This is a genomic window from Streptomyces sp. NPDC003393, from assembly GCF_053589015.1.
In genome coordinates this window covers 1-24,123 of sequence record NZ_JBSFRB010000031.1, presented here as the reverse complement: position 1 = coordinate 24,123, position 24,123 = coordinate 1, and the positions used below count along the sequence as shown (strand labels likewise).

At 69.8% G+C, this 24,123-nt stretch carries 15 protein-coding genes; 6 read left to right on the top strand and 9 right to left on the bottom strand.

Features of this window, described 5'->3' with window-relative positions; genetic code table 11:
- Nucleotides 1–141: 141 nt before the first annotated feature.
- Together ACWDUZ_RS26145 and ACWDUZ_RS26140 are read right to left on the bottom strand one after the other, a co-directional pair.
- Nucleotides 142–684, bottom strand: a complete 543-nt coding sequence (locus ACWDUZ_RS26145; protein ID WP_451634251.1) for a DoxX family protein — start codon at nt 682–684, stop codon at nt 142–144.
- A gap of 54 nt (nt 685–738) precedes the next feature.
- Entirely contained in the window at nt 739–2,187 is a 1,449-nt protein-coding gene (locus ACWDUZ_RS26140) for an amidohydrolase family protein (RefSeq protein WP_451634250.1), read from the bottom strand.
- Nucleotides 2,188–2,631: 444 nt separating this feature from the next.
- Between ACWDUZ_RS26140 and ACWDUZ_RS26135 the strand changes: the two genes are divergently transcribed.
- The 4 genes from ACWDUZ_RS26135 to ACWDUZ_RS26120 all read left to right on the top strand — a co-directional run bounded on the left by ACWDUZ_RS26135 (nt 2,632) and on the right by ACWDUZ_RS26120 (nt 6,507).
- Nucleotides 2,632–3,453 carry an IclR family transcriptional regulator domain-containing protein gene (locus ACWDUZ_RS26135; protein ID WP_451634249.1) on the top strand — a complete coding sequence of 274 codons (822 nt, stop codon included), beginning with the start codon at nt 2,632–2,634 and terminating at the stop codon, nt 3,451–3,453.
- Nucleotides 3,454–3,526: 73 nt separating this feature from the next.
- Nucleotides 3,527–4,726, top strand: coding sequence for a CaiB/BaiF CoA transferase family protein (locus tag ACWDUZ_RS26130; protein ID WP_451634248.1), 1,200 nt, complete (start codon nt 3,527–3,529; stop codon nt 4,724–4,726).
- On the top strand, nt 4,710–5,552 hold the full coding sequence (locus tag ACWDUZ_RS26125) for a citryl-CoA lyase (protein ID WP_451634247.1): 843 nt from the start codon (nt 4,710–4,712) through the stop codon (nt 5,550–5,552). Before ACWDUZ_RS26130 ends, ACWDUZ_RS26125 begins: the two co-directional genes overlap by 17 nt.
- A gap of 94 nt (nt 5,553–5,646) precedes the next feature.
- Entirely contained in the window at nt 5,647–6,507 is an 861-nt protein-coding gene (locus ACWDUZ_RS26120; RefSeq protein WP_451634246.1) for a dioxygenase family protein, read from the top strand.
- Between the two features lie 35 nt (nt 6,508–6,542).
- On the opposite strand, the gene ACWDUZ_RS26115 is transcribed toward ACWDUZ_RS26120, so the two are convergent.
- From ACWDUZ_RS26115 to ACWDUZ_RS26100, 4 genes are all read right to left on the bottom strand, one after another.
- The gene (locus tag ACWDUZ_RS26115; protein ID WP_451634245.1) at nt 6,543–8,627 is read right to left on the bottom strand and encodes an alkaline phosphatase family protein; all 2,085 of its coding nucleotides are present in this window, start codon (nt 8,625–8,627) and stop codon (nt 6,543–6,545) included.
- A 233-nt stretch (nt 8,628–8,860) separates the two neighbouring features.
- Entirely contained in the window at nt 8,861–10,069 is a 1,209-nt protein-coding gene (locus tag ACWDUZ_RS26110) for a cytochrome P450 family protein (RefSeq protein WP_451634244.1), read from the bottom strand.
- A 251-nt stretch (nt 10,070–10,320) separates the two neighbouring features.
- Nucleotides 10,321–11,637: an Ig-like domain-containing protein gene (locus ACWDUZ_RS26105; RefSeq protein WP_451634243.1), complete on the bottom strand. Its 1,317-nt coding sequence runs from the start codon at nt 11,635–11,637 to the stop codon at nt 10,321–10,323.
- 304 nt (nt 11,638–11,941) lie between these two features.
- The gene (locus tag ACWDUZ_RS26100; protein WP_451634242.1) at nt 11,942–14,404 is read right to left on the bottom strand and encodes a PQQ-dependent sugar dehydrogenase; all 2,463 of its coding nucleotides are present in this window, start codon (nt 14,402–14,404) and stop codon (nt 11,942–11,944) included.
- 431 nt (nt 14,405–14,835) lie between these two features.
- Between ACWDUZ_RS26100 and ACWDUZ_RS26095 the strand changes: the two genes are divergently transcribed.
- On the top strand, nt 14,836–15,825 hold the full coding sequence (locus ACWDUZ_RS26095; RefSeq protein WP_451634241.1) for a sugar phosphate isomerase/epimerase family protein: 990 nt from the start codon (nt 14,836–14,838) through the stop codon (nt 15,823–15,825).
- A gap of 205 nt (nt 15,826–16,030) precedes the next feature.
- Here the strand turns inward: ACWDUZ_RS26095 and ACWDUZ_RS26090 are convergent, their stop codons facing one another.
- The 3 genes from ACWDUZ_RS26090 to ACWDUZ_RS26080 all read right to left on the bottom strand — a co-directional run bounded on the left by ACWDUZ_RS26090 (nt 16,031) and on the right by ACWDUZ_RS26080 (nt 21,838).
- The gene (locus ACWDUZ_RS26090) at nt 16,031–16,270 is read right to left on the bottom strand and encodes a LuxR C-terminal-related transcriptional regulator (protein ID WP_451634240.1); all 240 of its coding nucleotides are present in this window, start codon (nt 16,268–16,270) and stop codon (nt 16,031–16,033) included.
- 295 nt (nt 16,271–16,565) lie between these two features.
- On the bottom strand, nt 16,566–20,609 hold the full coding sequence (locus ACWDUZ_RS26085) for a ThuA domain-containing protein (protein ID WP_451634239.1): 4,044 nt from the start codon (nt 20,607–20,609) through the stop codon (nt 16,566–16,568).
- A 194-nt stretch (nt 20,610–20,803) separates the two neighbouring features.
- Nucleotides 20,804–21,838 (bottom strand): multicopper oxidase domain-containing protein, encoded by a 1,035-nt coding sequence (locus tag ACWDUZ_RS26080; protein ID WP_451634238.1) that lies wholly within the window; start codon nt 21,836–21,838, stop codon nt 20,804–20,806.
- A gap of 814 nt (nt 21,839–22,652) precedes the next feature.
- Between ACWDUZ_RS26080 and ACWDUZ_RS26075 the strand changes: the two genes are divergently transcribed.
- Nucleotides 22,653–24,123: OmpL47-type beta-barrel domain-containing protein (locus ACWDUZ_RS26075; RefSeq protein ID WP_451634314.1), on the top strand; the 1,471-nt coding region annotated here is incomplete at its 3' end.

Genomic DNA, 24,123 nt, shown 5'->3' with positions numbered 1-24,123 from the left:
TCACAGCTGGGTGACGCCCCCGTCGACGGCGAGTTCGGCGCCCTGCTCGAGCTCCTGCGCGCGGAGACCTGGCCCCGGGCCGTCTCCCGCCCCCAGGACGACGGGGTCGCCGAGCCCGGCCTCACGCTCTCCCCTCCGGTCTCAGGCCGCTGACGCGCGGCCGTCCCCGCTGCCGTTCGCGGCCCTCGCCCGCTCGCGCAGGACTCGGGCGCGGGCGGCCAGGGGGACGGCCGACGCGAGGAGGCCCACCGCCGGCGCGGCAAGGCCCCAGGCCCAGCCGGACAGCCGGTGCAGTCCGAGGGCGGCGTCGAGCGACCAGGGGCCCGGCCCGGTGAAGGCGAGCACCGCCGCGACGGCGCCGTACCAGAAGGGCACCTCGCACCCACCCCGCTGTGCCCAGAAGCCGTTGGAGGCCGTTGCGGTGGCGGCGACGGTCATCGTGCCGACGACGACCGCGCAGCCGGCGGGCGTGAGCAGCCCGCAGGCCAGGGAGGCGGCGCCCGTCAGCTCCGCCAGTCCGGCGACCAGCGCCATCCGGGCGCCGGGTGTGAACCCCCAGCGTTCGAAGACGGCGCCGGTGCCGGTGAGCCCCGCTCCGCCGAACCAGCCCCACAGTTTCTGGGTGGCGTGGCCGAACAGCAAGGAGGCGAGGAGCAGTCTGAGCGACAGCAGTCCCACACTCATCGGGCTGACCTTCCTCGATCGTCCGTGGTCACGAGAACCGGGAGCACCACCGGCTCACCGTCCGTGCGTCGTGGCGCTGCGGTAGTCGGTGTAGGTGTAGGGGTTGTCGAGGACCTTGGTCTCGGGGATGTCGGGGTTCATGCCCTTGCGCCACTCCTCCTCGCCCATCACCGAGCGGAGGTGCTCGACGGTCTGCTCGACCTCACGCCGGACGGCGGCCAGGTCGACGCCGAGCAGGCGGTGTTCGTGCTTGACCACCGTCCCGTTGACGAGCACCGTGTGGACGTCGCCCCGCTGTGCCTGGAAGGCCACGTGACCGTAGGGGTTGAGCAGCGGGAACGAGACCGGTGACCGGTCGTTCTTCAGCAGGACGAGATCGGCCTTCTTGCCCACCTCCACGCTGCCCAGGTCGTGCTCGCGGCCCAGCGCCCTGGCACCGCCCCGGGTGGCCCACTCGACCACCTGGTCGGCGCGCAGGGCGCAGTGCGTGACGGTCCTGCTCTCGGCGTGCGCCTCCATGTGCTCACGCGCCCGGTCCGCGCCCAGGGTGGTCCGCATGGCGGAGAACAGGTCTCCGCTCCACCACACGCTCGTGTCCATGGACAGGGACACCGGGATGTCGTGAGCCCGTATCGCCCACGTCGTCGGGTACCCCTGTCCGGCGCTCTGCTCGCTCTCCGTGGACACCGAGACCGAGCCGCCCGTCGCGGCGATGCGGTGGTAGGAGTCGGCCGACAGGGTCGACGCGTGGACGTAGACCGTCCCGGGCGTCATGAATCCGTGCTCGTGCATCAGCCGGATTCCGTCGTCGTCGGTGGCGCCCCAGACCCCGGCGTGGGTGGTGACGGAGACGCCCAGTTCGCGCGCCGCCTCGAAGGCCGGCTTCTCGGGGAACGCCGGGTCGCCGGTGACGTCGAAGGCGAGTTGGAAGCCGAGCATGTCGTCGCCCGTGATGCGGCGGCGCACGAAGTCCCGGAACTCCGGCGCCCGGGTCCATTCCGCCGGAGCCTGCTGGATGTTGCCGTAGGCGAGGACGAAACGTCCCGGCACGGACTGGAGGGCGTCGACCGCGGCGTCCGCGTGATCGGGTGTCTGCAGCCCGTGCGACCAGTCCACGACGGTGGTCACTCCGGCGTCGAGGGCCTCCACGGCGGCCAGGCGGTTCCCGGCGTGCACGTCCTGCGGGCGGAAGGCCTTGCCGTGCTCGAGGTAGTACCAGACGAAGTACTGGGTCAGGGTCCAGTCCGCGCCGTAGCCGCGCATCACCGTCTGCCACATGTGCCGATGCGTGTCGATCATGCCGGGCATGACGATGCCGTCCGCGGCGTCGATCTCGAACGTCCCCTCGGGGACGTCCAGTTGTGGGCCGACCGCGGCGATCCGGTCGTCGACCACGAGCACGTCGGTGTCGGTCAGTACGCGACGCTCGCGATCCATGGGCAGCAGCGTGCCGCCTCGCAGGACGACGGGTCGTCCGGACACGGGCTCGGTGGGTCGGCTCATCGCTGGTCTCCTTCGTGATGGCTGTCCAGGGCGGCGAACGGCCGGCGACGGCGGAACGCCGCGCGGCGATCGCCCTCACTCCGCACGCGTCGACTGCGAGGAGCCGAGCGTGTCCAGTGGGCCCTGCCGGCACGCCGGCCGTCGGACCGTGAGGTGTCTTCGCACCGCGGAGTACGCGTCATGGGCCGCTCCCGTCGCGCCACCCACGGACAGTTGTCCGCATCGCGACCGACTTTGCTGGTCGATAGTCTTGGGGTCCACTGTCCTTGTCAATACGGGAGACAGCGGAACCTCTCCGCCGGTCGGCGGCGATCGGGGCCCGTGTCCGTATGGCGAGCGAGGGCGCCTGCCGGCGGCTGGATCGCCGTATGGAGACCGGACTGCATAGGGTGCCAACCTCGGACTGTCCACTCACCGGACGAACGCACACCCAGAGGAGTCCCCATGCCCCGCGAAGGAACCGGGCCCGATTTCATCGAAGCGCTGGCGCGGGGCCTGGAAGTGATCACCGCGTTCCAGCCGCGGCAGCCGGTGATGTCGCTGACCGACGTGGCGAACGTGACGGGGCTGGCCAGGCCCACGGCGCGCAGGATCCTGCTGACCCTGGCCGAGCTGGGGTACGTCCGCCAGCAGGCCGGCGGGTTCGCGCTCACCCCCCGCGTGCTCGACCTCGGCGTCGCCTATGTCCGCTCCATGGGACTGTGGGACGTGGCGCGGCCGCACCTGGAGCGGCTGGTCGAGCGGACGAACGAGTCCTGCTCCATCGCCCAGCTCGACGGCTCGGACATCGTCTATGTCGCCCGCGTGTCCGTACCGAAGATCGTCACGCTCGCCGTGCAGATCGGCACCAGGTTCCCCGCGTTGCAGACGTCGCTGGGCAAGGTCCTGCTGGCCGCCCTGCCGCCGGACGAGGCGGCGCGGACCCTGGCCGAGCCGAGCCGGTCCGGGCTGGTGCCGGTGTGGCGGCCCGAGCGGGAGGAATGGGAAGCGGAGCTGCGGGAGGTCCGTGCGCGCGGCTGGGCCCTGACCGACCAGCAGCTGGCCCGGGGCATCCGGTCGGTGGCCGCGCCGTTGCGGGACGGATCAGGGCGCGTCATCGCGAGCGTCAACGTCAATGCCCATGCCGCAGAGACACCGGTGGAGGTGCTGGTCGACGACTACCTGCCGCTTCTGCTGCAGGCCGCGGGCGAGATCAGCGTCGACTTCGCCCGTCTGGAGTCCGTTCCGCACACCAGCCTGGCCCCGAGCCCGGCCGGCACACCTTGACGTCCGCTCGGCCGCGTCCCAGAATCGGCCGCGCGGACAAGTGTCCGCTGCACGGACAGGGAGGGCACGGTCGATGGCAGAGCGCTCCAGCCCCACTCGCCCGGATGCCGCGGGGCCACTCTCCGGGGTGCTGGTGGCGGACTTCTCACGCATCCTCGCGGGGCCGTACGCCACGATGCTGCTGGCGGATCTCGGGGCGGACGTCGTCAAGGTCGAAGGGCCGGGCGGCGACGACACCCGGTCCTGGACGCCTCCCGTGCGGGACGGGGTCTCGACCTACTACCTCGGCGTCAACCGCGGGAAGCGGTCGATCGCCCTCGACCTCAAAGACGAGGCCGACGCACGCGTCGCCCGTGAGCTGGCCCGCCGGGCGGACGTCCTCATCGAGAACTTCAAACCCGGTGGACTCGCCAGGTACGGCCTGGACTTCGCATCGGTCCGGGAGCACAACCCGGGCGTGATCTACACGTCGATCACGGGTTTCGGGTCCGGCGCCGGCCGCCACGTGCCCGGCTACGACCTGATGGTGCAGGCGATCTCGGGTCTGATGAGCCTCACGGGTGACCCGGACGGGCCGCCGTACCGGGCCGGGATCTCGGTGTTCGACGTGATGGCCGGCAACCACGCGACGATCGGCATCCTGGCGGCGCTCCGCCACCGCGAGGCGGTCGGCGAAGGGCAGCTCGTCGAGGTCAACCTGTTGTCGTCGGCGCTCACCGGCCTGGTCAACCACAGTTCCGCCTACGTCGCGAGCGGGACCGTGCCGTACCGGATGGGCAACGCCCACCCCAGCGTGTTCCCCTACGAGCCGCTGCCCACCGCGGACAACGACCTCATCGTGACCGCCGCCAACGACGGGCAGTTCCGCAGGCTGTGCGAGGTGCTGGGCATCCCCGAGACCGCCGACGACCCGCGCTTCGCCCGCAACGCCGACCGCACCGCCAACCGTGAGGAGTTGCGGCCCCTCCTGGTGGAGCGGCTGGTCACACGCGGCGCCACCGAATGGTTCGAGCTGTTGGTCGAGGCAGGCGTGCCGAGCGGGCCGATCAACACCATCGACGGCGGGTTCGCCATGGCCGACCGGTTCGGCCTCGCACCGGTCGTCACCGTGGGTGAGGGCGACCGCGCGGTCCCGACCACCCGCCACCCCATCGGCTTCTCCGCCACTCCCGCCACCTACCGGCTGCCGCCGCCGGAACTCGACGAGCACGGCGACGAACTGCGCAAGTGGCTGTCCGAACCGGAGGAGGGAAACCATGGCCGAACCCGGTGAACGTGCCTCGTACCCCACCGCCCTGGGCGCGTCCGACCCGGAGACCATCACGCTGCTCGGCCATGATCTGGCCGAGGACGTCATGGGCTCGGTGGGCTTCGGCGAACTGGCGTTCTGGCTCGCCACCCAGCGCAGGCCCACGCCCGGCGAGACACGTGTCTTCGAGGCGGTGCTCGCCGCTCTCGCCGACCACGGCTTCACCCCCACCGCCATCGTCACCCGGCTGACGTATCTGTCGGCCCCGGACTCGATCCAGGGCGCGCTGGCCGCCGGTCTGCTCGGCGGCGGCTCGCGATTCCTGGGAGTCACCGAGGACACCGGAAAGTTCCTGCACGAGGTGCTGGAATCACTGGGCGGCGCACTGCCGTCCGACGAGACGGGCTGGGACGCGGTGGCGCTGAGCACGGTGCGCGAGCGGCGTGCGGCCGGCGAGTTCGTCCCCGGGCTCGGGCATCACGTGCACAAGGCGGGCGATCCCCGCACGCCCCGGCTGATGCGGATCGCGGCCGAGGAGGGTCTGTTCGGCCCGCACCTGTCGCTGTTCGCCGCCATCGGGCGCGTACATCCGGCCGTGCTGGGCAAAACCCTGCCGCTCAACGGGGCGGGCGTCTGCGGCGCCGCCCTCGCCGACCTCGGGCTGCCCCTGCCGCTGCTGCGCGGGTTCGCGCTGCTGGCCCGCACCGCCGGCCTGATCGGGCAGCTCGCCGAGGAACTGCGTCACCCGGTGGCGCGCGACGTCTTCCTCTCCGTCGACCTCAACAACACCTCCGTTCCCCCGGATCCCTTCGTCCCCGCACCACTGGGGGAAGAGGACCGCGACGGCTGACAGCGGCCGCGGTCGGGCAGTACACCGGGAACCCACCACGCCGCGGCGGCACCTGGTCGTCATCACCCACGTACGGCACACCGAGGAGCACACCATGTTCGTCGACGAGGACAACATCACCGACCTTGCCGTCCGGCGCTGGGGCACCGCCCACTCCCCGCGCACGGCGGAGCTGATGACCGCGCTGGTGCGCCACCTGCACGACTTCGCCCGGGAGGTGCAGCTGACGGAGGAGGAATGGACGGCCGCGATCGAGTGGCTGACGGCGACGGGCAGGATCTGTGACGACAAGCGCCAGGAGTTCATCCTGGCCTCGGACGTGCTCGGGCTGAGCATGCTCGTCGTCCAGCTCAACAACCGCTTCTCGCCACAGGCCACCCCGGCCACGGTGCTCGGGCCGTTCCACATCGACGGGTCGCCCGCCGCACCGTACGGCTTCGACATGTCGGAGGGCATTCCGGGAACCCCCCTGTTCATCACGGGCAAGGTCGTCGACACCGCGGGCAAGCCCGTTCCCGGCGCCGTCATCGACGCGTGGCAGGCCGACGCCGACGGCGCCTACGAGGCGCAGCTCCCGGAGATCGACGAAGCCCGGCTGCGGGCCAAGTACCGGACGCGCGAGGACGGCACCTACTGCATCCGCACCATCGCTCCCCGCGGCTACGCCATCCCCATGGACGGCCCGGTCGGCGATCTGATCCGCCGGACCGACATCAGCCACTTCCGGCCCGCCCACGTCCACTGCCTCATCGACGAACCCGGGTACCTGCGGCTGATCACCCACCTGTTCCAGGAAGGCAGCGAGTACCTCGACAGCGACGTGGTGTTCGGCACCAAGGAGGCGCTGGTGGTCCGCTTCACCGAGCGGCCTGCCGGGCCGACACCGGACGGCGGCAGCCTCGAGCGGCCGTACCTGCACGCGCGGTACGACTTCGTACTGCAGCCCTGCGACTGACCCGCCACCGGACCGGCGTCCCCTCCGGACGCTTCTCAGACCGTCGCCACCCGTCCGGCGTACCGATGCCGCCAGCCGGTCGCGCCACCGTCGGTGACGACCACGTCGTAGTAGCCGCGCTCGGTCGGCCAGTGCACGACCACCGACCTGCCGCCGGGCACGTGGTAGCGCCGGGTGCCGCCGGCGTAGTCGTGCGCCGTCAGGGTGTAGTGGACCGTACGCCTGCCGTGGTTGCGCAGGGTCAGCCGGACCTTGGCGTGGCGGCCGCGCACGAGTTCCGCCTCGACGCCCGGGATCGCGACGTCGGTGTGCCCGGCGGGGACGATCTGCCCGGCGAAGGAGCGCAGGAAGCCGTCGGGCCCGTAGACGGAGAAGGCGTACCTGCCGTCGGTCTCGTTCGCGTCCCAGGTGTACTGGCGCGGCTCGGCGGCGGAGACGGTGAACGGCGTGTTGGAGAAGTCGCGGTACTTGTCCGGAAAGACCTGAAGGCTCACCGCCTTGCCCTGTGGACCGCCGGACAGCGTCATGGTGGCGGTCACCGTGCCGGCGGCGCGGTCCTCGGTCAGCGTGGCGTGCGGGTGGAAGGAGAGACCGCGTGGCCTCATCCCGCCCGCCGGGAGCGACGGCGGGGTCCCGTCGACCGGGTCGGCGATCTCCACGGGGCCCGGCCTGGGGTGGGCGAAGTCGAGCGCGCTGGTCAGGTCGCCGGCGATCGAACGGCGCCAGTCGGTGATGTTCGGGCAGGTGAACGGCTTGCCGAGGTGGGCGGCCCAGGTCTCCAGGAACCTGACGATCGAGGTGTGGTCGAACACCTCCGAGGCCACGTGGCCGCCGCGGGTCCAGGGCGAGACCAGCAGCATCGGCACGCGCGGGCCGAAGCCGTAAGGAGTGGTGCCGGAGTACTCGCCCGCCGTGCCCGGCTCGGGGCGCGGCGGCAGCACGTGGTCGAACTTCCCGTCGTTCTCGTCGTACGTGATGATCACCAGGGTGTGGTTCCAGATGTCCAGGTTGCTCTGCAACGTCCGGAGCACCTTGTCCATGTAGCGCTCGCCGTGGACGGTGTCGAAGTTCGGGTGCTCGCTCCACGCCGCCGGCATCACGACCCACGAGACCTCCGGAAGCGGGTGTTCGGCGTCCGGCTCGCAGGCCGCGATGAGGTCTCCGAGCACCGCGTCGAGGTTCTCCTCGGAATCGTCGTCAGGCGTGGTCGCGCCCGAGTAGACGAAGGAGTTGGCCTTCCAGATCCTGCCGGTGCCCGGGGCGAGGTCCTCCTCGCTCGCGGTCCTCGGGTCGAACGCCCGGAAGCTGTTCGTCACGTTGCAGCCGTACTCGCCGATGAAGCCGCTCTGCAGGCTGCGGCCGACACCGTTGCCGCTGTTGTCGCAGTAGACGCGCCAGTCGATGCCGGCCCGCTCCAGCTGCTCGGGCACCGTCAGCCAGGTCCGGGTGTAGTTGTTCTGCCCGGCGTTGGAGGTCTCACCGCCCGCGGTGCCGGACATCAGGTAGTAGCGGTTCGGGATGGTGGGCCCGTGCAGCGAGCAGAAGTTCATGTCGCAAACGGTGTACTGGGCGGCGAGCGAGTACATCCACGGCATGTGGTCGGGTGTGTAGTACCACATGCAGTGGTCGCCCTTGTCCTTCACCCAGGTGTTCCAGCGGCCGCCGTTGGCGCCGTAGAAACTGTGGTTGTCGCTCCAGGTGGCGGTGGAGACGGCCGGTGTGACGATGTTCCCGTCGGCGTCGCGCTGCTGGAAGACGTCGGTGCCGTCCTGGAACGTGAGCACCTGTTTGTCGCCGTGCCCCCGCACGCCCGGCAGTTGGCCGAGGTAGTGGTCGAACGAACGGTTCTCCTGCATCAGGATCACCACGTGCCTCAGATCGGACATGTCGCCGCTGAAGCCCTTGGGAAGGACATCGTCGGCGGCTCGCGCATCTGTTGCGGCGGCGAGGTCGGCGACGGCGCCCACGGCCAGCGCGCCGAGGGCGCCCGCGGCGGTCTGGAGCGCTCTGCGCCGGGTGAGCCGGAGTTCACCGCGCGGACTCGCGGCGGACTCGGACTCGGACTGGGACTCGGATGCGGTCTCGGACGTGGGCCCGGTTTCGGTGAAGGGGGGTGTCATCAGCAAGACCTCTCTCGGGAGAGAACACTGAGCACGACAGGGACGAGGGAGCGTCGCGGTAGCGGGTGGGTGCGGGGGAGGGGCGAGGCCGGCGCGCGCCGTCGATGGACCGCAGCACCGCATGACCTCCCGGAACGGACTCCGTCGCGGGAGGAACGATAACGTCCGGGCCGTGGGACCGGGTGGTGTCTCCGCCGCCGGACGGTGCCGGTGGCGTGCCGTCGCGGGCAAGGTCAGGGCTGGGGCTGCCAGCGCACCGGCAGCTGACGTGGGCCCCGGATGAGCATGCCCTGACGCCAGCTCAGGGCGCCGGTGTGCGCGTCCAGTTCGAGGCCGGGGCAGCGCTCCAGCAGGGCACGGATCGCGATGCGCGCCTCCATACGGGCGAGCGACGCGCCGAGGCAGTAGTGGATGCCGTGACCGAAGGCGACATGACCGCCCGAGGGCCGCCGGATGTCGAAGCGGCCGGGCTGGGGGAACCGCGCCGGGTCGTGGTTCGCGTCCGCCAGGGCGACGAGGACCAGCTCACCGCCGCCGGGGATGACGGTGGCGCCGATCTCGACCGGCTCCGTGGTGAACCGGAACGTCGGCGTTTCCACCGGCCCGTCGTAGCGCAGCATCTCCTCCACCGCGCCGTCCATGAGCGTCATGTCCTCGCGCAGCACCGCCAGTTGGTCGGGGTGGGTCAGCAGGGCCAGCACGCCGTTGGAGATCAGATTGACCGTGGTCTCGTGCCCCGCGACCAGCAGCAGCCAGGCGGTGCCGCGCAGTTCCTCGGCGGACAGCCGGTCACCGTCCTCGTCGGTGGTGCGGATCAGCGCGCTCATCAGGTCCGGGCCCGGCGCCTTGCGCTTGTGCTCCAGCAGGTCGACGAGATACGCGGACGTCTCCCGCGTCGCCGCAAGCCGCGCCGCCGGGTCGGGATCGGTGAGGATCGTGGCGGTCCAGTCCCGGAAGGCCGCCCGGTCCAGCATCGGCACGCCGAGCAGTTCGCAGATCACCGAGATCGGCAGCGGGAACGAGAGGGCCTCGACGAGATCGGCCCGCCCTTGTGGCATCGCCACCATCGCGTCGAGCAACTCGCCGGTGATCTCCCGCACGCGCGGCGCGAGCCGCTCGATCCGGCGTGGCGTGAACTCGCGGACGACCAGTTTGCGCAGCCGCTCGTGGTCCGGCGGATCGGAGTTGAGCATGTGCGGCCCCGCGGACGGACTGGGGATCGGGAAGGAGGGCGAGGCGTTCTTCCACTGCTTGGACAACCGCGGATCCACCAGCGCGGCCCGGCCGGCCTCGTACCCGACGACGAGCCAGGCCTCCGCGCCCTCAGGAATCCGCACCCTGTGCACCGGGCCGCGCTCGCGCAGCGCCGCGTAGACCGGATAGGGATCGCGGACGAAGTCCTCGCCCATCGCGACCAGATCGATCACCTCGGCTGCTGCCATCGCCTGCCCCCGTCTCCGGCTCCGCCCGAACGCCCGTGCTGTGAACGGAAGGGTTCACCGGCCGGCAAACCCTTTCCGTTCCCAGCACTATCAGCTGGCGGAACGCCGGCGAAGAACGCATTCGGCCGAACCGGAACGGCCGGCGCCGACGTCCCGTGGTGATCGCTGCGCCCGGGGCGGTCAGCGGTCGCAGCGGCCGAAAGGCCTGGTCACCGAGGTGACCAGGCCTATTCGCTCGCCGTCGCGTCGGGTCAGTGGGTGGCGTCGCCCGCGACCCACTGGCTCCACGGCATGTTCCAGTCGCTGAGGCCGTTGTCCGCGGCCGGCGTGGCCGTGTCCTGGGAGTTCTTGACGGTCACGATGTCCCCGATCATCGAGTTGTCGAAGAACCATGCGGCGGGCTGGGTGCTGTCGCCACCGCCCACGACGTCCTTCAGGCCCACACAGCCGTGGCTGGTGTTGACCTTGCCGAAGACCGAGTCGGCACCCCAGTAGTTGCCGTGGATGAACGTGCCCGAATCGGTCAGGCGCATCGCGTGCGGGACGGCCTTGATGTCGTACGAGGGCTTGCCGTCCTTCTCCGTGAGGCCGACGGTCGCGGCGTTCATGTGCACCTGCCGGAACTTCTCGGAGATGACCATCTGGCCGTTGTACGTCGGGTGCTCGGGGCTGCCGGCCGAGATCGGGATCGTCTTGACCGTCTTGCCGTCGCGCACGACGGTCATCTGCTTGGTCGCGGCGTCGACCGTGCTGATCTGGCTGCGGCCGATCTTGAACGTGACCGTCTTCCGGTTGCCGTGGAGGTCGAGGTCGACGGTGACGGTGGAGCCGGGCTTCCAGTAGCTCTCGGGGCGGAAGTCCAGGCGGTGGTCGTTGAGCCAGTGGCCGACGACCTTCTGCCCGCTGCTGGAGCTGACCCGGATCTCCGACTGCACGGCGGCCTTGTCGCCGATCGCCTTGCCGAAGTCGATCCGCACCGGCATGCCCACGCCGACGGTCGAGCCGTCCTCGGGGAAGAGGTGCCCGGCGAAGCCGCCGGCCGGGGAGGCCGTGGTGATCGTGGCGTTCTGGGTGACGGGGCGGGCCTGGCCGTCCTCGGCCTCCGCGGCTATCTGGTACCTGGTGGCGCGCTCCAGCGGGCCGTCCGGCTTCCAGGAGGTGCCGTCCGCGGACAGGGTGCCCGGGATCTCGGTGCCGGTCGCGACGGCGGTCATCGTGACCTTGGTGAGCTTGCCGTCACTGACGGTGACCTTGACGGGGTCGTTGATCCCGATGTTGTAGGCCGCCTGACCAGGGGTGATCTTCACTCGGGCAGTGGAGGCCTCCTGGGCGGGCGGCTGGCCGGCGGGCGCCTGACCCGCCGGTGCCTGCGCCGTCGGCGTCTGACCTGCGGGAGCCTGCGCCGCCGGCGTCTGACCTGCGGGCGCCTGCGTCGCCGGGTGGCTTCCGGCCTCGTTGTCACCGGTGGCGGCGTGGCTGGTGCCGCCGAGGGCGGTGAGGGCGAGCACGCCGCCCAGGGCGCCGGCCGCAGCCGTCAGCCCGGTGCCTCGTTTACGTGCCGTGATCAAACGCTTCTCCCATGCCACTGGTACTGGAATCTCCGACGCGGGTCGCCGGACGAGTGCGGTCAGCCGTGATTCCACTTATAGGCGGTCGAACGTCCGAATTGGGCACATTGTGGCGAAGGGCACGCGTTGCCGAACATGTCGCGGAGATCGGCCCGCCGTCTCGCTCCGCGCCGCGCGGCCGGGCCGGCCGGGCAGGTCGGCGGTTCGGCTCGACGGGCCACGATCTCTCGTCCGCCCGAGTCGGCTCCGGGCACAGGAACGGAGGGCCCCGTGTCCGGGGCCCTCCGTCGTCCCTGCTGTCCGCTCAGCTCATGGTGAACGCGTCCAGGCTGAACAGGTCGCCGCTGCCGCCCTTGAAGACGAAGTACAGCTCGTGCGTCCCGCCCGGGTCGGTCACGGGTGCGCTGACCGTCGTGAAGGCGCCGGAGGTGTCGCCGACCGTCGCCGTCCCGGCGAGCGGCCCGTCGGGGGCGTCGGTGTGGATCTCGATCGTTCCGCCGGCACCGCTCGACGCGGCCCGGAAGTCGATCTTGCTCACGCCCTGGAGGTCGTACGGGTCGAACTCGATCCAGTCGCCGTCACCGATCGACGTGACCGCCTTGCCGCCCTGGGCGCCGGCGACGGAGGTCGTCTGCACGCCGGACTGGGTGCGGTAGAACTCCGCCTGCCTGCCCTTGGGCATCATGATGATCTGCGTCGTGCCGGTGAGGTCGGGGACCCCGGCGGTCGGCGAGGTGTCGGTGTAGCTCGCGGAGAGGATGGCGTAGAAGTCGTCGGAGTCCGTGTGACCCGCCGTGGTCATGGAGAACGTACCGCTGCATCCCGTGGCCTGCGTGAGGTTGTGGGAGTGCATGTCATGACCGAGCGAGTAGCTGACCTGGACCTTGGAGCAGTCCACCGGGGTGCCGTCCGGGTCGGTCGCGTCGATCTTCCACGCGACCGTGTCGCCGTCCTTGAAGGTCAGCCCGTTGGGCGGTTCGGAGAACGACAGCTCCGGTGCGGAGTTGCCCACCGTGACCAGGACGGCGGCGACGCCCGTCCTGCCGCTCGGGTCGCTGACCGTGAGCTTGGCGTGGTACTGGCCGTTCGCGGTGTAGGTGAAGGACGGGGTGGCACTCGTGGAGTCGGTCGTGCCGTCGTTGTCGAAGTCCCACGCGTAGCTGAGGGCGTCGTCCTCGGGGTCGGTCGAGCCGGTGCCGTCGAACTTCACCGTGAGCGGGTCCTTGCCCGAGGTGGTGTCCGTCTTGATCGCGGCGGTCGGCGCCTTGTTGCCCGGCGAGTACTCGATCTTGTAGAGCCCGGCGTCCAGGGAACCGCCGAACCACGCGCTGCCGTAGTCGAGCACGTACAGCGAGCCGTCCGGCCCGAACTCGGTGTCGATGGGCTCCACCAGACGTGCCCAGTCGTTGCCGTCGGTCAGCGTGTCGATCGACTGGATCTTTCCGCTGCCGTCGGATGTGATCGGCTTGATCCAGCGGGCGCCGAACTCGTAGGCGAAGAACTTCTTGTCATAGCTCTTGGGGAACTTGACGTCGGACTTCAGCCCCGGGTCGTAGTGGTAGACGGGGCCGCCCATGGGCGCGCCCTCGCCGCCGAGCTGGGGGAACAGCGGGTTGCCCGCGTAGTGGTTCCAGATCCACGCCGGCTGGGCCGGGGGAAGGTCCTTCAGGCCGGTGTTCAACGGAGCGTCGTTCACCGGGTGGGCGCAGTCGAAGGGCTTCCCGGACTGCCCGGTGGCGAAGTCGTACTGGATGTACGGCGTGTTGTCGCCGATGCAGTACGGCCATCCGAAGAAGCCGGGCTTGGTGATCCGGTTGAACTCGACCGTGTTCTCCGGTCCGCGCTGGGGGTTCGCGGTGCTCGCGTCCGGGCCGTAGTCGGCCAGGTAGACGACGCCGGTCTTCTTGTCGACGTGGAACCGGAAGGGGTTGCGGAAGCCCATCGCGTAGATCTCGGGACGGGTCTTGGGGGTGCCCTTGGGGAACAGGTTGCCCTTCGGGATCGTGTAGGTGCCGTCGTTGTGCACCTTGATCCGCAGCAGCTTGCCGCGCAGGTCGTTGGTGTTGGCCGTGGAGCGCTCGTTGTCGAAGACGGGGTTGCGCTCCGGGCGCCGGTCGATGGGGGCGTAGCCGTCGGACTCGAACGGGTTGGAGTCGTCGCCGGTGCTCAGCAGCAGGTTGCCGGCGCCGTCGAAGTGCATGTCGCCCGCGACGTGGCAGCACTGCCCCCGGTCGGTGTCGACCCGCATGATCTTCTTCTCGCTCGACAGGTCCAGCTTGCCGTCGGTGAAGGTGAACCGGGACAGCTGGTTGTAGCCCTTGTAGGGCGCGAAGTCGGCGGCCGTCCCGTTCTCCGGGGCGTCGGTCATGGGGGTGTCGAGCCGGGGGGCGTAGTACGCGTAGACCCAGTGGTTCTTGTCGAAGTGCGGGTCGAGCACGATGGTCTGCAGCCCGTCCTCGTCATGGGTGTAGACCGACAGCTTGGCCGCGACGTCGGTGAGCCCGTCGAGGGTCGTGTAGTAGACGGTCCCGTCGCGGGAGCTGTGCAGTGCGCTGCCGTCGGGCAGCACGGCGAGCCCCATCGGCTCGCCGACCTGTTCGGGTCCCTTGGCGAGAGTGACCTGCTGGAAGTCGGATGTAGCGGCACTGGGTTCGGCCGCGGCCGTACGGGCCGATGCCTCGGGCCGCGCTTGGGCGGACGTCGATCCGGCCACCGCGACCCCCACGCTGAGCACCGCGCTCAGCGTGGCGGTGAGTAGTCGGCTCACTGGTGTACGCACGAACTGCCTGCCTCTCGTGTGGCGCTGCGATGAACATCGCGCGAACCGTCGCGTCGCGCGGGGGTGTCGGGCCGGGGCCGGATGCCGGAGCCGCGTGTGCCGTTCGGCCGGTGGAGCGGGCACACGTCCCGGAGCTGTGCGGGCGCCCTCGACGTTCACGGCCCCCGAGGAAGCGTGATGAGCGTGGAACTCGTGGCCGTGCACTGTCAAGAATCTACTGTCGGGTAGCCGCGTTTCATTGCCGCAAGTGGCCACATCTTTTGCTCATCCAGTGAAAAGTGGCGACGGTTCGTGGTGAACTATCGGCCGTCTCAGGTGTTCATCGTCCGTCAGTCCCGTCAACTGACCGTCCCTCAGGCCTTCCAGGCCGACGAACGCCCCGTACCACCCACCCCCTGCTCCACACGTAAGGAGTGATGATGGGTCAGTTCACCCATGACTTCGGCCGCAGAGGCTTTCTGCGGGCGGCAGCCGCCGGCACCGTGGCCGTCGGCGCGGCGACCGTCGCGGGCGCGCTCCCCGCGGCCGCCCAGACACTCGCCCCGAGCGCCGGGCCCCACGGCGCGAGCCTGAGCATCCCGAAGGACGCCATCGGCATCCAGCTCTACAGCGTCCGCGACAAGGTCCAGGACCTCGGGTTCCGCGTCGTCTTCGAGGAACTGTCGCGGATGGGCTACAAGGAGGTCGAGTTCGCCGGATACACCCAGAACACCTCCATCCTGGGCCGGCAGATCACCATCGAGGAGATCCGCACACTGCTCGACGACAACGGCCTGCGGGCCATCGGCAGCCACGTCGGCATCGGGTCCCTCCGCAACAACCTCCAGCAGGAACTCGACAACGCCGAGATCCTCGGCATGCCGAACGTCGGGACCGCGAACGCCCCCTCGGACACCCCGACGGTCGCGGCGTACCAGGCGGCCTCGGAGGACTTCAACCGCTGGGGCGAGGCCGCGACGGCGCGCGGACTGAAGCTCTACCAGCACAACCACTCGGGCGAGTTCGCCTTCGCCAAGGACCAGCCGGAGGTGCGTCTCTACGACGTCTTCCTGGAGAACACCGACCCGGCCCACGTCTACCTGGAGATGGACGTGTACTGGGCCTTCGTCGGCCAGTTCCGCTACCCGGGCTTCGACCCCGCCGCCTATGTGCGCAGGCACCCCTACCGCTACACGATGTTCCACATGAAGGACGGCAAGTCCGACCCGGACGTCGGCGACGGCTACGACATGACCGAGTTCGGCGCCGGTGACATGCGCTACCAGCGCTTCATCCACGCGATCGGCCCGTTCGGCAACCACCACGGGATCTGGGAGCAGGACAACGCCCCCGGCACCCAGCCCGACCCGCCCGGCTCGCTCGGTGCCGCGCAGCGCAGCTACGCCGCGCTGGCGAAGCTGCTGGCCTGACCGGCGTCACCACCCCGTCCCACCGACCGCCCCCCTCCTGCCGGGCGGGCGGTGGGACGGGGTGGCCGCTTCTCATGCCCGGTGCGCCGCCCGGCCTGCACCGGCTTCGCGCGCCCTGCCGCGCCCCTCGAGGGACGCGGCAGGGCGCGCAGCAGTGTGCGCAGGAGTGCGCTGCGGGAGCTGAAGCGCCCGGCTCGGGGCGCGGTCAGATCAGTCGGCGCCGGGCCGCCCAGGCGACGGCCTCGATGACGCTGCCGACGCCCATTTTGTCGCACACCCCCCGGCAGCGACGCCGCACCGTGCGGGGGCAGACATGGAGCCGCCGGGCGACGGCCTCGACCGGCAGACCGGTCGCCAGCAGGGACAGCAGGCGCACCTCGTCTCGGCGCAGGCACGCGGTGTCGGGTTGGGTGCGCCGGCCTGTCGGGTAGCTGAGCGTGGACACTTCCGTCTCCTTCGCCGAGCGCGGCCGGCAGGGAACGCGGGGAAGGCCGCCCCGAGGGGTGACCAGAACCCGTGATCGACCGCGGGATCTTTCATCGCCTGTAAACGTTTCAGATGACTCGTGCAACTTCAGTAGCTTGGGTAACCGGTCGCGTGCACAGGGTCAAGGGTGCCGCCGCTGCACTGGTCCGCATTTGATCCGCTCTACACGAAAACTTCTTCCTGTTGAACGGTTCAATCCGTGGCAGAGCCGGGCCCGGGGCTCGCGCCCCGGGCCCGGCGTCGACCGGGTCCTGCTACAGGTTCCGCACCCGGATGTTGCGGAACTCGATCAGGTCGTTGTCACTGTGGTTCTGCAGACCCACGTAGCCGCTGAAGAACTGACGCAGGTCCGTGGGCGGATCGCCCGCACGCGACGACGACTTGCCGGGCGTGTTGTCGAACTCGTTGATCACCACACCGTTGCGGATGATCGTGTAGTGCTGTCCGACGACCCGGATCTCGTAGTCGTTCCACTGACCCTTGGGAGTGACCTTCGCCTGGTCCAGGTCGAGTGAGTCGAAGTTGTAGACCGAGCCGGTCTTCTGCGGCTCACTGGTGGCACCGTCGTAGATCTGGATCTCGTTGCCGCAGTAGATCGCCACCCACTCCGGAGCGGTGCGGGCCGACCCGGTGGTGCTGCAGCCCTCGGGCCGCTGGTCCAGCGGAGTCCGCAGATCCGGGAACCTCACGAACACACCGCTGTTGGCCTGGTGGCCCTCCGGAGCGACGTCCCGGAACTGCAGCCTGATCGAGTAGTCCTTGAACTCCTGCTTGCTGTACCACAGCATCCCCATGCCGCCGGAGCTGCGCAGGGTGCCGTCCGGCAGGAGCGAGAACGTGCCCGCGCCGGCCTGGCTCCAGCCGGCGAGGCTGCTCGCCGACCCGTCGAAGATGGACTTGTAGCCGGCCGTCTTGCCGATGGGCGACCGGGCACCTTCCTTGCTGAGCGTCGCCGCCTCGTGGTTGTCGATGACGCCGTCCTTGCGGAGCTGGTCCACCACGTCGTTGAGGCTGCTGACGAACGCGCCGTGGTTCGGCCAGGTGCCCTCGTCGTCGATCAGGTCGTTGATGGTGCATCCGCCGCCCACCTTGTGGTTGGCCACACCGGTGTCGGTGTCGAGCAGCCGGACCGTGGAACGGGCGTCGGGCGCCGTGCAGCCCGCCGTCACGTCGATCTTCCCGGTGGCGTGCGTGCCGTCGGCGTACGTCACCTTCAGGGTGGCGTGGTGGGTGCCGTAGTCGGCGTACGTGTGCGTCGGGTCGGCCTCGTGCGACGGCGCGCTCCCGTCACCGAAGTCCCACTCCCAGGCGACACCGCCCGCCTTGGCGGCTGAGAACTGGATCGTCCGCGGCTTGCTCTGCGCGACCGCACGCCCCGCCGCGTCGCTCGGGTTCGGCGTGGCCGGCCCACCGTGGTAGGCGACCCGGACCAGCTTCTGGTTCGGGTCGAGGCTGAAGAAGCCGCCGGCGTAGTCGAGCATGTAGAGCGCGCCGTCCGGACCGAACTTGGCGTCCATCCAGCTCTGGATCTTGTTGTCGCCGACGCCTCCGGGGAGGATCCGGCGGAGGTCCTCGCCGAAGGACGGCTGGGACTGGTTCTTGACCTGGTCCGGGGTGACGGTGACCGCGACACGGTTGTTGGCGTTGGACTCGTCACCGATGAACCACTTGTTGTCCCAGTACGCGGGCCAGGCGACACCGCTGTCGGTGTCCACCTCGGAGCGGTGGTAGGTCGGGCCGTCCATGATGGCCTGGCCGCCGCCCTTGAAGTACGGCTCGGTGTACTTCTCGTCGCTCTGCACGTACGTGGGCAGCCCGCTGCCGTCGTTGCGCTCGGGGTAGACCACGCCGCCGCCCTGCGGCGAGTACCAGATCATGTTGCTGCGGATCGGCGGGAGGTCCACCAGCCCGGTGTTGCGGGGTGAGGTGTTCTTCGGGTGGTCGCAGTCGTACCAGCCGGTGAGCACGCTCGCGTCGGTGTTGCTGCGGTCGCGGTAGGGCTGCTTGTTGCCCATGCAGTACGGCCAGCCCTGGTTGCCCGCGGAGGTGATGACGGTCGCGGTCTCGTACTTGGCCGGGCCGAGCTCCGGGTCCGGTGTCGGCGCGTCCGGGCCGACCCAGGCCGCGGTCAGCCAGTTGTTGGTCTTGTCCCAGGCGATCCGCGCGATGTTGCGGACACCCATGACGTAGATCTCCGGGCGGGTCTTGCCGCCGCCTTCCTCCTTGCCGGTGAACAGGTTGCCCTCGGGGATCGTGTACGTGCCGTCGGCCTCGGGGTGGATCCGCAGGATCTTGCCGTTGAGGTCGTTGGTGTTGCCGGCCGTGCGGCGGGCGTCCTGGAAGGACAGGCCCTTGTAGTCCTTGGTCCAGTTGTTCCCGGAGTAGCCGGCCCCGGCCCCCTGCGAGGAGTTGTCGTCACCGACACCCACGTACAGGTTGCCCTTGTCGTCGAAGGTCATGCCGCCGCCGGTGTGGCAGCAGCTGTGGATCTGCGCGGTCCAGTGCAGCAGGTCCTTGCGGGTGCTCTTGTCGATGGACTGGTTCTTGAGGTCGTAGGTCAGCCGCGAGACGGTGCGCTGGCCCGTCTGCTTGTCCCGGTCGACCGACTCGTGCGGCATCCAGTAGACGTAGATCCAGCCGTTCTGCTCGAACTTGGGGTCGAGCGTGATACCGACCAGACCCTCCTCGTTCTTGACCAGTTCGTCGCCGCTGCCCCGGTTGCCCATCACGTCGAGCGTGGTGAGCAGCTTGACCTTCTTGGTCTTGGGGTCCCACTGGTGGATGGTGCCGCAGCCCAGGCCCACCTTGGGGTCGTTCCAGTCGGGGATCGGTCCGCTCGGGCAGGCCGCCTTGCCGATGTAGAAGACCTTGCCGTCGGGGGCGATCGTCAGACCGTGGGGCTCACCGATCTGGTCGAGCTGACCCGACTGGTTCTTGGCCGTGAGCCGATCGACCGAGTAGTTCGACGCGATGGTCGCCTGGCAGTCGCCGCGGACCATGCCGGTCGTCCACTCGATGGCGCCGAGCAGATGACTTTGGAACTTGGTGTCCGAGGTGTAGCTGTCCTCGGTGCGGCCCATGCCGGTGTAGAAGGAACGGCCGCCGTCGTAGTCCCGGCACCAGGAGATCGGGTGGAAGGTGCCGTTGCCCGCCGGCCCGGCGTCGTAGGAGTTCTCCTCGACCTGGGCGATCGTCTGGACGGTGCCGCTCGGGTTCGGGTCCCAGTTCATCCACTGGTCGGACCGGGTCCACTTCAGCGGCAGGTCCTTGTTCGCCGGGTGCTGGCGGTCGGTGACGTCCACGACCGCCTGCTGCACCTTGGTCTCCGGCGCCGGCGCCGGGTCGGCGCCGAACAGCCGCAGCTCCGCCAACTGCGTGAGCGGCTCACCAGAGTTGGCGGTGACGTTCAGCCGGTAGTACTGGTAGGCGGTGGTGTTGGAGAACTTGTACTGCTTGGTCTGGAAGCGGTCCGGGAAGCTCTGGCCGGACTGGGTGTCCAGCGTCTTCCAGTCGTCGCCGTCCTGGGAGCCCTGCAGGGTCCAGTCCTTGGGGTCCCGGCCCGGGAAGTCGTTGGCCGACGTCAGCGCGTACTGGGACACCGCGACCGCGCGCTCCATCTTCGCCGTCACCCAGGCGGTGTTCTGATGGGCCAGCCACTTGGTGGTGTTGCTGCCGTCGAACAGCTTGGCCTTCGTCTCGTTCGGAGGGTTGTCGTCGCTGGCCGTGACGTCCGCCACCTTCTCCGAGGCGGGCAGGCTGGCGGCCGGACGCGTGCCGATCAGGCCCGTGAACCAGTTGGACTTGGCCTCCGCGCGTGCCGCGTCGTGGATGCCGACGAAACCGCCGCCGCCCTTGACGTAGGCCTGGAACGCGGACTCCTCGTCGGAGTTGAGGGACACGCCCTTGGCGGACAGGAAGACCACGCCGCGGTAGTGGGCCAGACGGTCGGCGGTGAAGACGGACGGGTCGTCCGACTCGTCCACGGAGAAGCCGTTCCTCTGTCCCAGTTCCTTGATCGTCGAGACGGCGGCCTTGACGGGGTCGTCCTGTTGATCGGCCGGTCCGTGGAAGACCAGGACGTTCACCGCGGCGGCGGCGTCCTGGTCCTCGGTCGCGGCGGTCTGCGGCCGTGCCTGTGCCTGCACGGCCGGCAGCGCGGCCAGTCCCAGCGCCAGCGCGGAGCTGGACAGCAGGACGACCCCGCGTCGCCAGGCCGGCGTACGACGGGGGGTCGGCGCGGGACGCGACGGTGGCGCGCCGCTCAGTCGTGACAGGGTGAACCGGTTTCTTCGGCCCATGGTTGCTCCTTGACTCGATCCGACAACGGAAGAGTGGTCAGGGGTGGAGCCGGGGCCGCCGCCCGGCCGGTGCCGCCCCGGACCGGATGGCCCGGGGCCGAGCGAGCGGCGGCAGGGTGGTACACGCCCGTCAGACCGTCCGGTCAGGTCCGACGGGCGTGGCTCGGGGGAGCGACGGATGAACGCCGCTCGTGCTACATGCCGGGCATGTTCGGCATGTCTGACATGTCAGGCATGTCAGGCATGGAGTGCGTGCCGCCGGGGACCGTGCCGTCCGCCTCGGTCACCATGAAGACCCCGGACATCCCCATGTCCGAGTGGCTCTGGACATGGCAGTGGTACATCCAGTGGCCCGCGCCGACCCGTTCGCCGGCGATCACCTGGAAGCCGAAGGAGTCCGCGGGGCCGGTGGTCTTGGTGTCGATCACCCGGCTGACGTCCTGCGGGCCCTCCAGGATCCCGGTGCGGTTGTCCACCCAGCGGTGGCCGTGCACGTGGAAGGTGTGGAAGAAATCGCCGTGGGTGATCACGATGAACTCCACCCGCTCACCGCGGACGGCCTTGAAGGTGGGGGTGTTGGGCGCGGTCCTGTTGTTGATCGTCATGTCCTTGAAGACGACCGTGAACTGCTTGTCGGGCAGGACGTCGCCCTTGCGCCGCACCACCACGGGCCCGTACAGACCCTTCTGGATCCCGCCGGTGCCGTGCTCGGTGCCCACGTTGTGGTCGTGGTAGTGCCAGTAGCCGGCGCTTCCGGCCTCCCACGTCCCGTCGTGGCGTTTGCCCGGGGCGTGGGTGCGCCAGACGTACGTTCTGCGCTCGCCCGGCTGGACGACGCTGTCGTTCATCTTGGTGCCGTCGCTGGCGACGTCGTAGTCCAGGCCGTGCACGTGCAGGCTCGCGGCGACGTCGAGGTTGTTGACCACCTCGATGTTCATCGTGTCGCCCTCGGTCAGCTCGATGAGCGGGCCCGGGATCGTCGCCTCGCCGGGGCGCAGGCCGTAGCCCATCTCCCCGTTCGGCAGCTTCTCCATGTACAGCGTCAGGTTGCGGACGTCGCCGCCCTTGTCCGCGGTGTCGGGCTTGTTCGACGCCTGATTGACGGCCTTGCCCGGGTCCGCGGCGGCGCTGCCGCCCAACACCGCCGGGGCGACGGTGGCCGCCACAGCTGATGCGGCGAACGATCGCCGGGTCAAGAGGCGTCTCGTGCCTGCGCCTGAGTCGGTCATCGCTCTCCAATCCGCGACAGGCCTGGATGCCTGAAGGCGATTCGTGGACGTGAGGTGCGCCGGCGTACCGGGCGGCACCGCGTCCGGACGCGGCGGTGCGCTGTGGTACGCGGGGGCGTTGGGCCCCACGGGGCCGGCGGAGCAGTCGTCGTGTTCGGCAGGGGAGTCGGCGGGTTCGACACAGAGGCCGTCGGGTCGGTGCGCCGGTTCGGTGCCGTCCGGCGGGCAGTTGCGCGCCGTACGGACGAAGCCGGCTCGGCTCGGCAAGCCGGACTGCGCCTCGGAACGGCCTCACCGTAACGGCGCCGCTCCAGTTTTTCCAGACTCAGGTCAAAGTTGGTTGAGTTGTGGCCATAGACCTTGGCTGGTCGTCAAAAGGCAGGTAGCTTCCGAGCGTTGCTGCAATCGGAGAGGTGGGTGAGCCTCGCGCGCGGGTCCGCGGTGTCCGCTCCGGCACGGGGCGTCGCGGGCGCCGGTCGCCCGCTCGTGCGGCCGCGGCCGGTCCGCCGTCGTCGCGCCCACGTGATCACCCACAACTCGTTCATCGTGCCGTCGAGTTCAGAGCGCGGGTCGCATGACGACCCGAGCGTCAACGCCGCCTCGGAACCGGGTTCCGCGCGGCACCCGGCCGGACGGGCCCCGACACGGTCGTCCCGGCGGCCGGTCGTCCACCCGGCGGAACCGCGGATCCGTGCGCGGTACCGCAACAAGCGAATTCGCGAAAGGTGCAGCGGTGTTCAGAAGACTGCTCCATACCCAGACGGATCCGCCCTCCGCCAGACCCGCCCGACGCAGCCGGTTCGGCACGCATCCGGTGGTCCTGGCGCTGGGAGGCCTGCTGCTCACGGCGTTCGCGTTGGCGGCCCCGGCCGCCTACGCGGCCTGGAGCCGCGCCGACGACACCACGGCCGCGACCCAGGTGCTGACCTGGACGGCCGGCGACGGATACACGGGGTACACGTCCGCCCCCACCACCGCGGTGGCCGGACCGGCGACGATCGTGTTCGAGAACAGCGCGGCGACCGGCAACACGACGGGCCTGCCGCACACGCTGACGTTCGACACCTCCAACTCCGACTACAACACCGACGTCAGCCTCAACATTCAGGCGAGCCCGTCGGACTCCAGCGGCGGCCGGCACACCGCCGAGGTCACCCTGACTCCAGGCGTCTACCGGTACTACTGCGTGATGCCCGGCCACATCATGTCGGGCGAGCTGACCATCACCGCCGCGCCCGGCGACGACACCACCGCCCCCGATGCGTCGGCATCGGTCACGGGGACGAAGGACGCCGACGGCAACTACGTCGACAGCGCGACCGTCACCTTGTCGGCTTCGGACTCGGGTTCGGGTGTGGACAAGGTCGAGTACGCGCTGGACGGCGGGGCCTATGCGACGTACGGCGATCCGGTGAAGGTGAGCGCTGTGGGTGAGCACACCCTGGCGTATCGGGCGTCGGACAAGGCGGGCAACACCTCCGCCGAGCAGTCGGTGTCGTTCACGGTGGTGGCGGCTCCGCCGCAGGACACGACGGCGCCGGAGGTGTCTGCTTCTGTTGCGGGGGCGAAGGACGCCGACGGGAACTATGTCGAGAGTGCGACGGTGACGTTGTCGGCTTCGGACTCGGGTTCGGGTGTGGACAAGGTCGAGTATGCGCTGGACGGCGGGGCCTATGCGGCGTACGGCGATCCGGTGAAGGTGAGCGCTGTGGGTGAGCACACCCTGGCGTATCGGGCGTCGGACAAGGCGGGCAACACCTCCGCCGAGCAGTCGGTGTCGTTCACGGTGGTGGCGGCTCCGCCGCAGGACACGACGGCGCCGGAGGTGTCTGCTTCTGTTGCGGGGGCGAAGGACGCTGACGGGAACTATGTCGAGAGTGCGACGGTGACGTTGTCGGCTTCGGACTCGGGTTCGGGTGTGGACAAGGTCGAGTATGCGCTGGACGGCGGGGCCTATGCGGCGTACGGCGATCCGGTGAAGGTGAGCTCTGTGGGTGAGCACACGGTGAAGTACCGGGCCACGGACAAGGCGGGCAACACCTCCGCCGAGCAGTCGGTGTCGTTCACGGTGGTGGCGGCTCCGCCGCAGGACACGACGGCGCCGGAGGTGTCTGCTTCTGTTGCGGGGGCGAAGGACGCTGACGGGAACTATGTCGAGAGTGCGACGGTGACGTTGTCGGCTTCGGACTTGGGTTCGGGTGTGGACAAGGTCGAGTACGCGCTGGACGGCGGGGCCTATGCGACGTACGGCGATCCGGTGAAGGTGAGCGCTGTGGGTGAGCACA

What these genes read in the sequence shown, in the direction of transcription:
- ACWDUZ_RS26145 (WP_451634251.1), bottom strand. Translation starts at nt 684, where the DNA reads ATGAGTGTGGGACTGCTGTCGCTCAGACTGCTCCTCGCCTCCTTGCTG.
- ACWDUZ_RS26140 (WP_451634250.1), bottom strand. Translation starts at nt 2,187, where the DNA reads ATGAGCCGACCCACCGAGCCCGTGTCCGGACGACCCGTCGTCCTGCGA.
- ACWDUZ_RS26135 (WP_451634249.1), top strand. Translation starts at nt 2,632, where the DNA reads ATGCCCCGCGAAGGAACCGGGCCCGATTTCATCGAAGCGCTGGCGCGG.
- ACWDUZ_RS26130 (WP_451634248.1), top strand. Translation starts at nt 3,527, where the DNA reads ATGGCAGAGCGCTCCAGCCCCACTCGCCCGGATGCCGCGGGGCCACTC.
- ACWDUZ_RS26125 (WP_451634247.1), top strand. Translation starts at nt 4,710, where the DNA reads ATGGCCGAACCCGGTGAACGTGCCTCGTACCCCACCGCCCTGGGCGCG.
- ACWDUZ_RS26120 (WP_451634246.1), top strand. Translation starts at nt 5,647, where the DNA reads ATGTTCGTCGACGAGGACAACATCACCGACCTTGCCGTCCGGCGCTGG.
- ACWDUZ_RS26115 (WP_451634245.1), bottom strand. Translation starts at nt 8,627, where the DNA reads ATGACACCCCCCTTCACCGAAACCGGGCCCACGTCCGAGACCGCATCC.
- ACWDUZ_RS26110 (WP_451634244.1), bottom strand. Translation starts at nt 10,069, where the DNA reads ATGGCAGCAGCCGAGGTGATCGATCTGGTCGCGATGGGCGAGGACTTC.
- ACWDUZ_RS26095 (WP_451634241.1), top strand. Translation starts at nt 14,836, where the DNA reads ATGGGTCAGTTCACCCATGACTTCGGCCGCAGAGGCTTTCTGCGGGCG.
- ACWDUZ_RS26085 (WP_451634239.1), bottom strand. Translation starts at nt 20,609, where the DNA reads ATGGGCCGAAGAAACCGGTTCACCCTGTCACGACTGAGCGGCGCGCCA.
- ACWDUZ_RS26080 (WP_451634238.1), bottom strand. Translation starts at nt 21,838, where the DNA reads ATGACCGACTCAGGCGCAGGCACGAGACGCCTCTTGACCCGGCGATCG.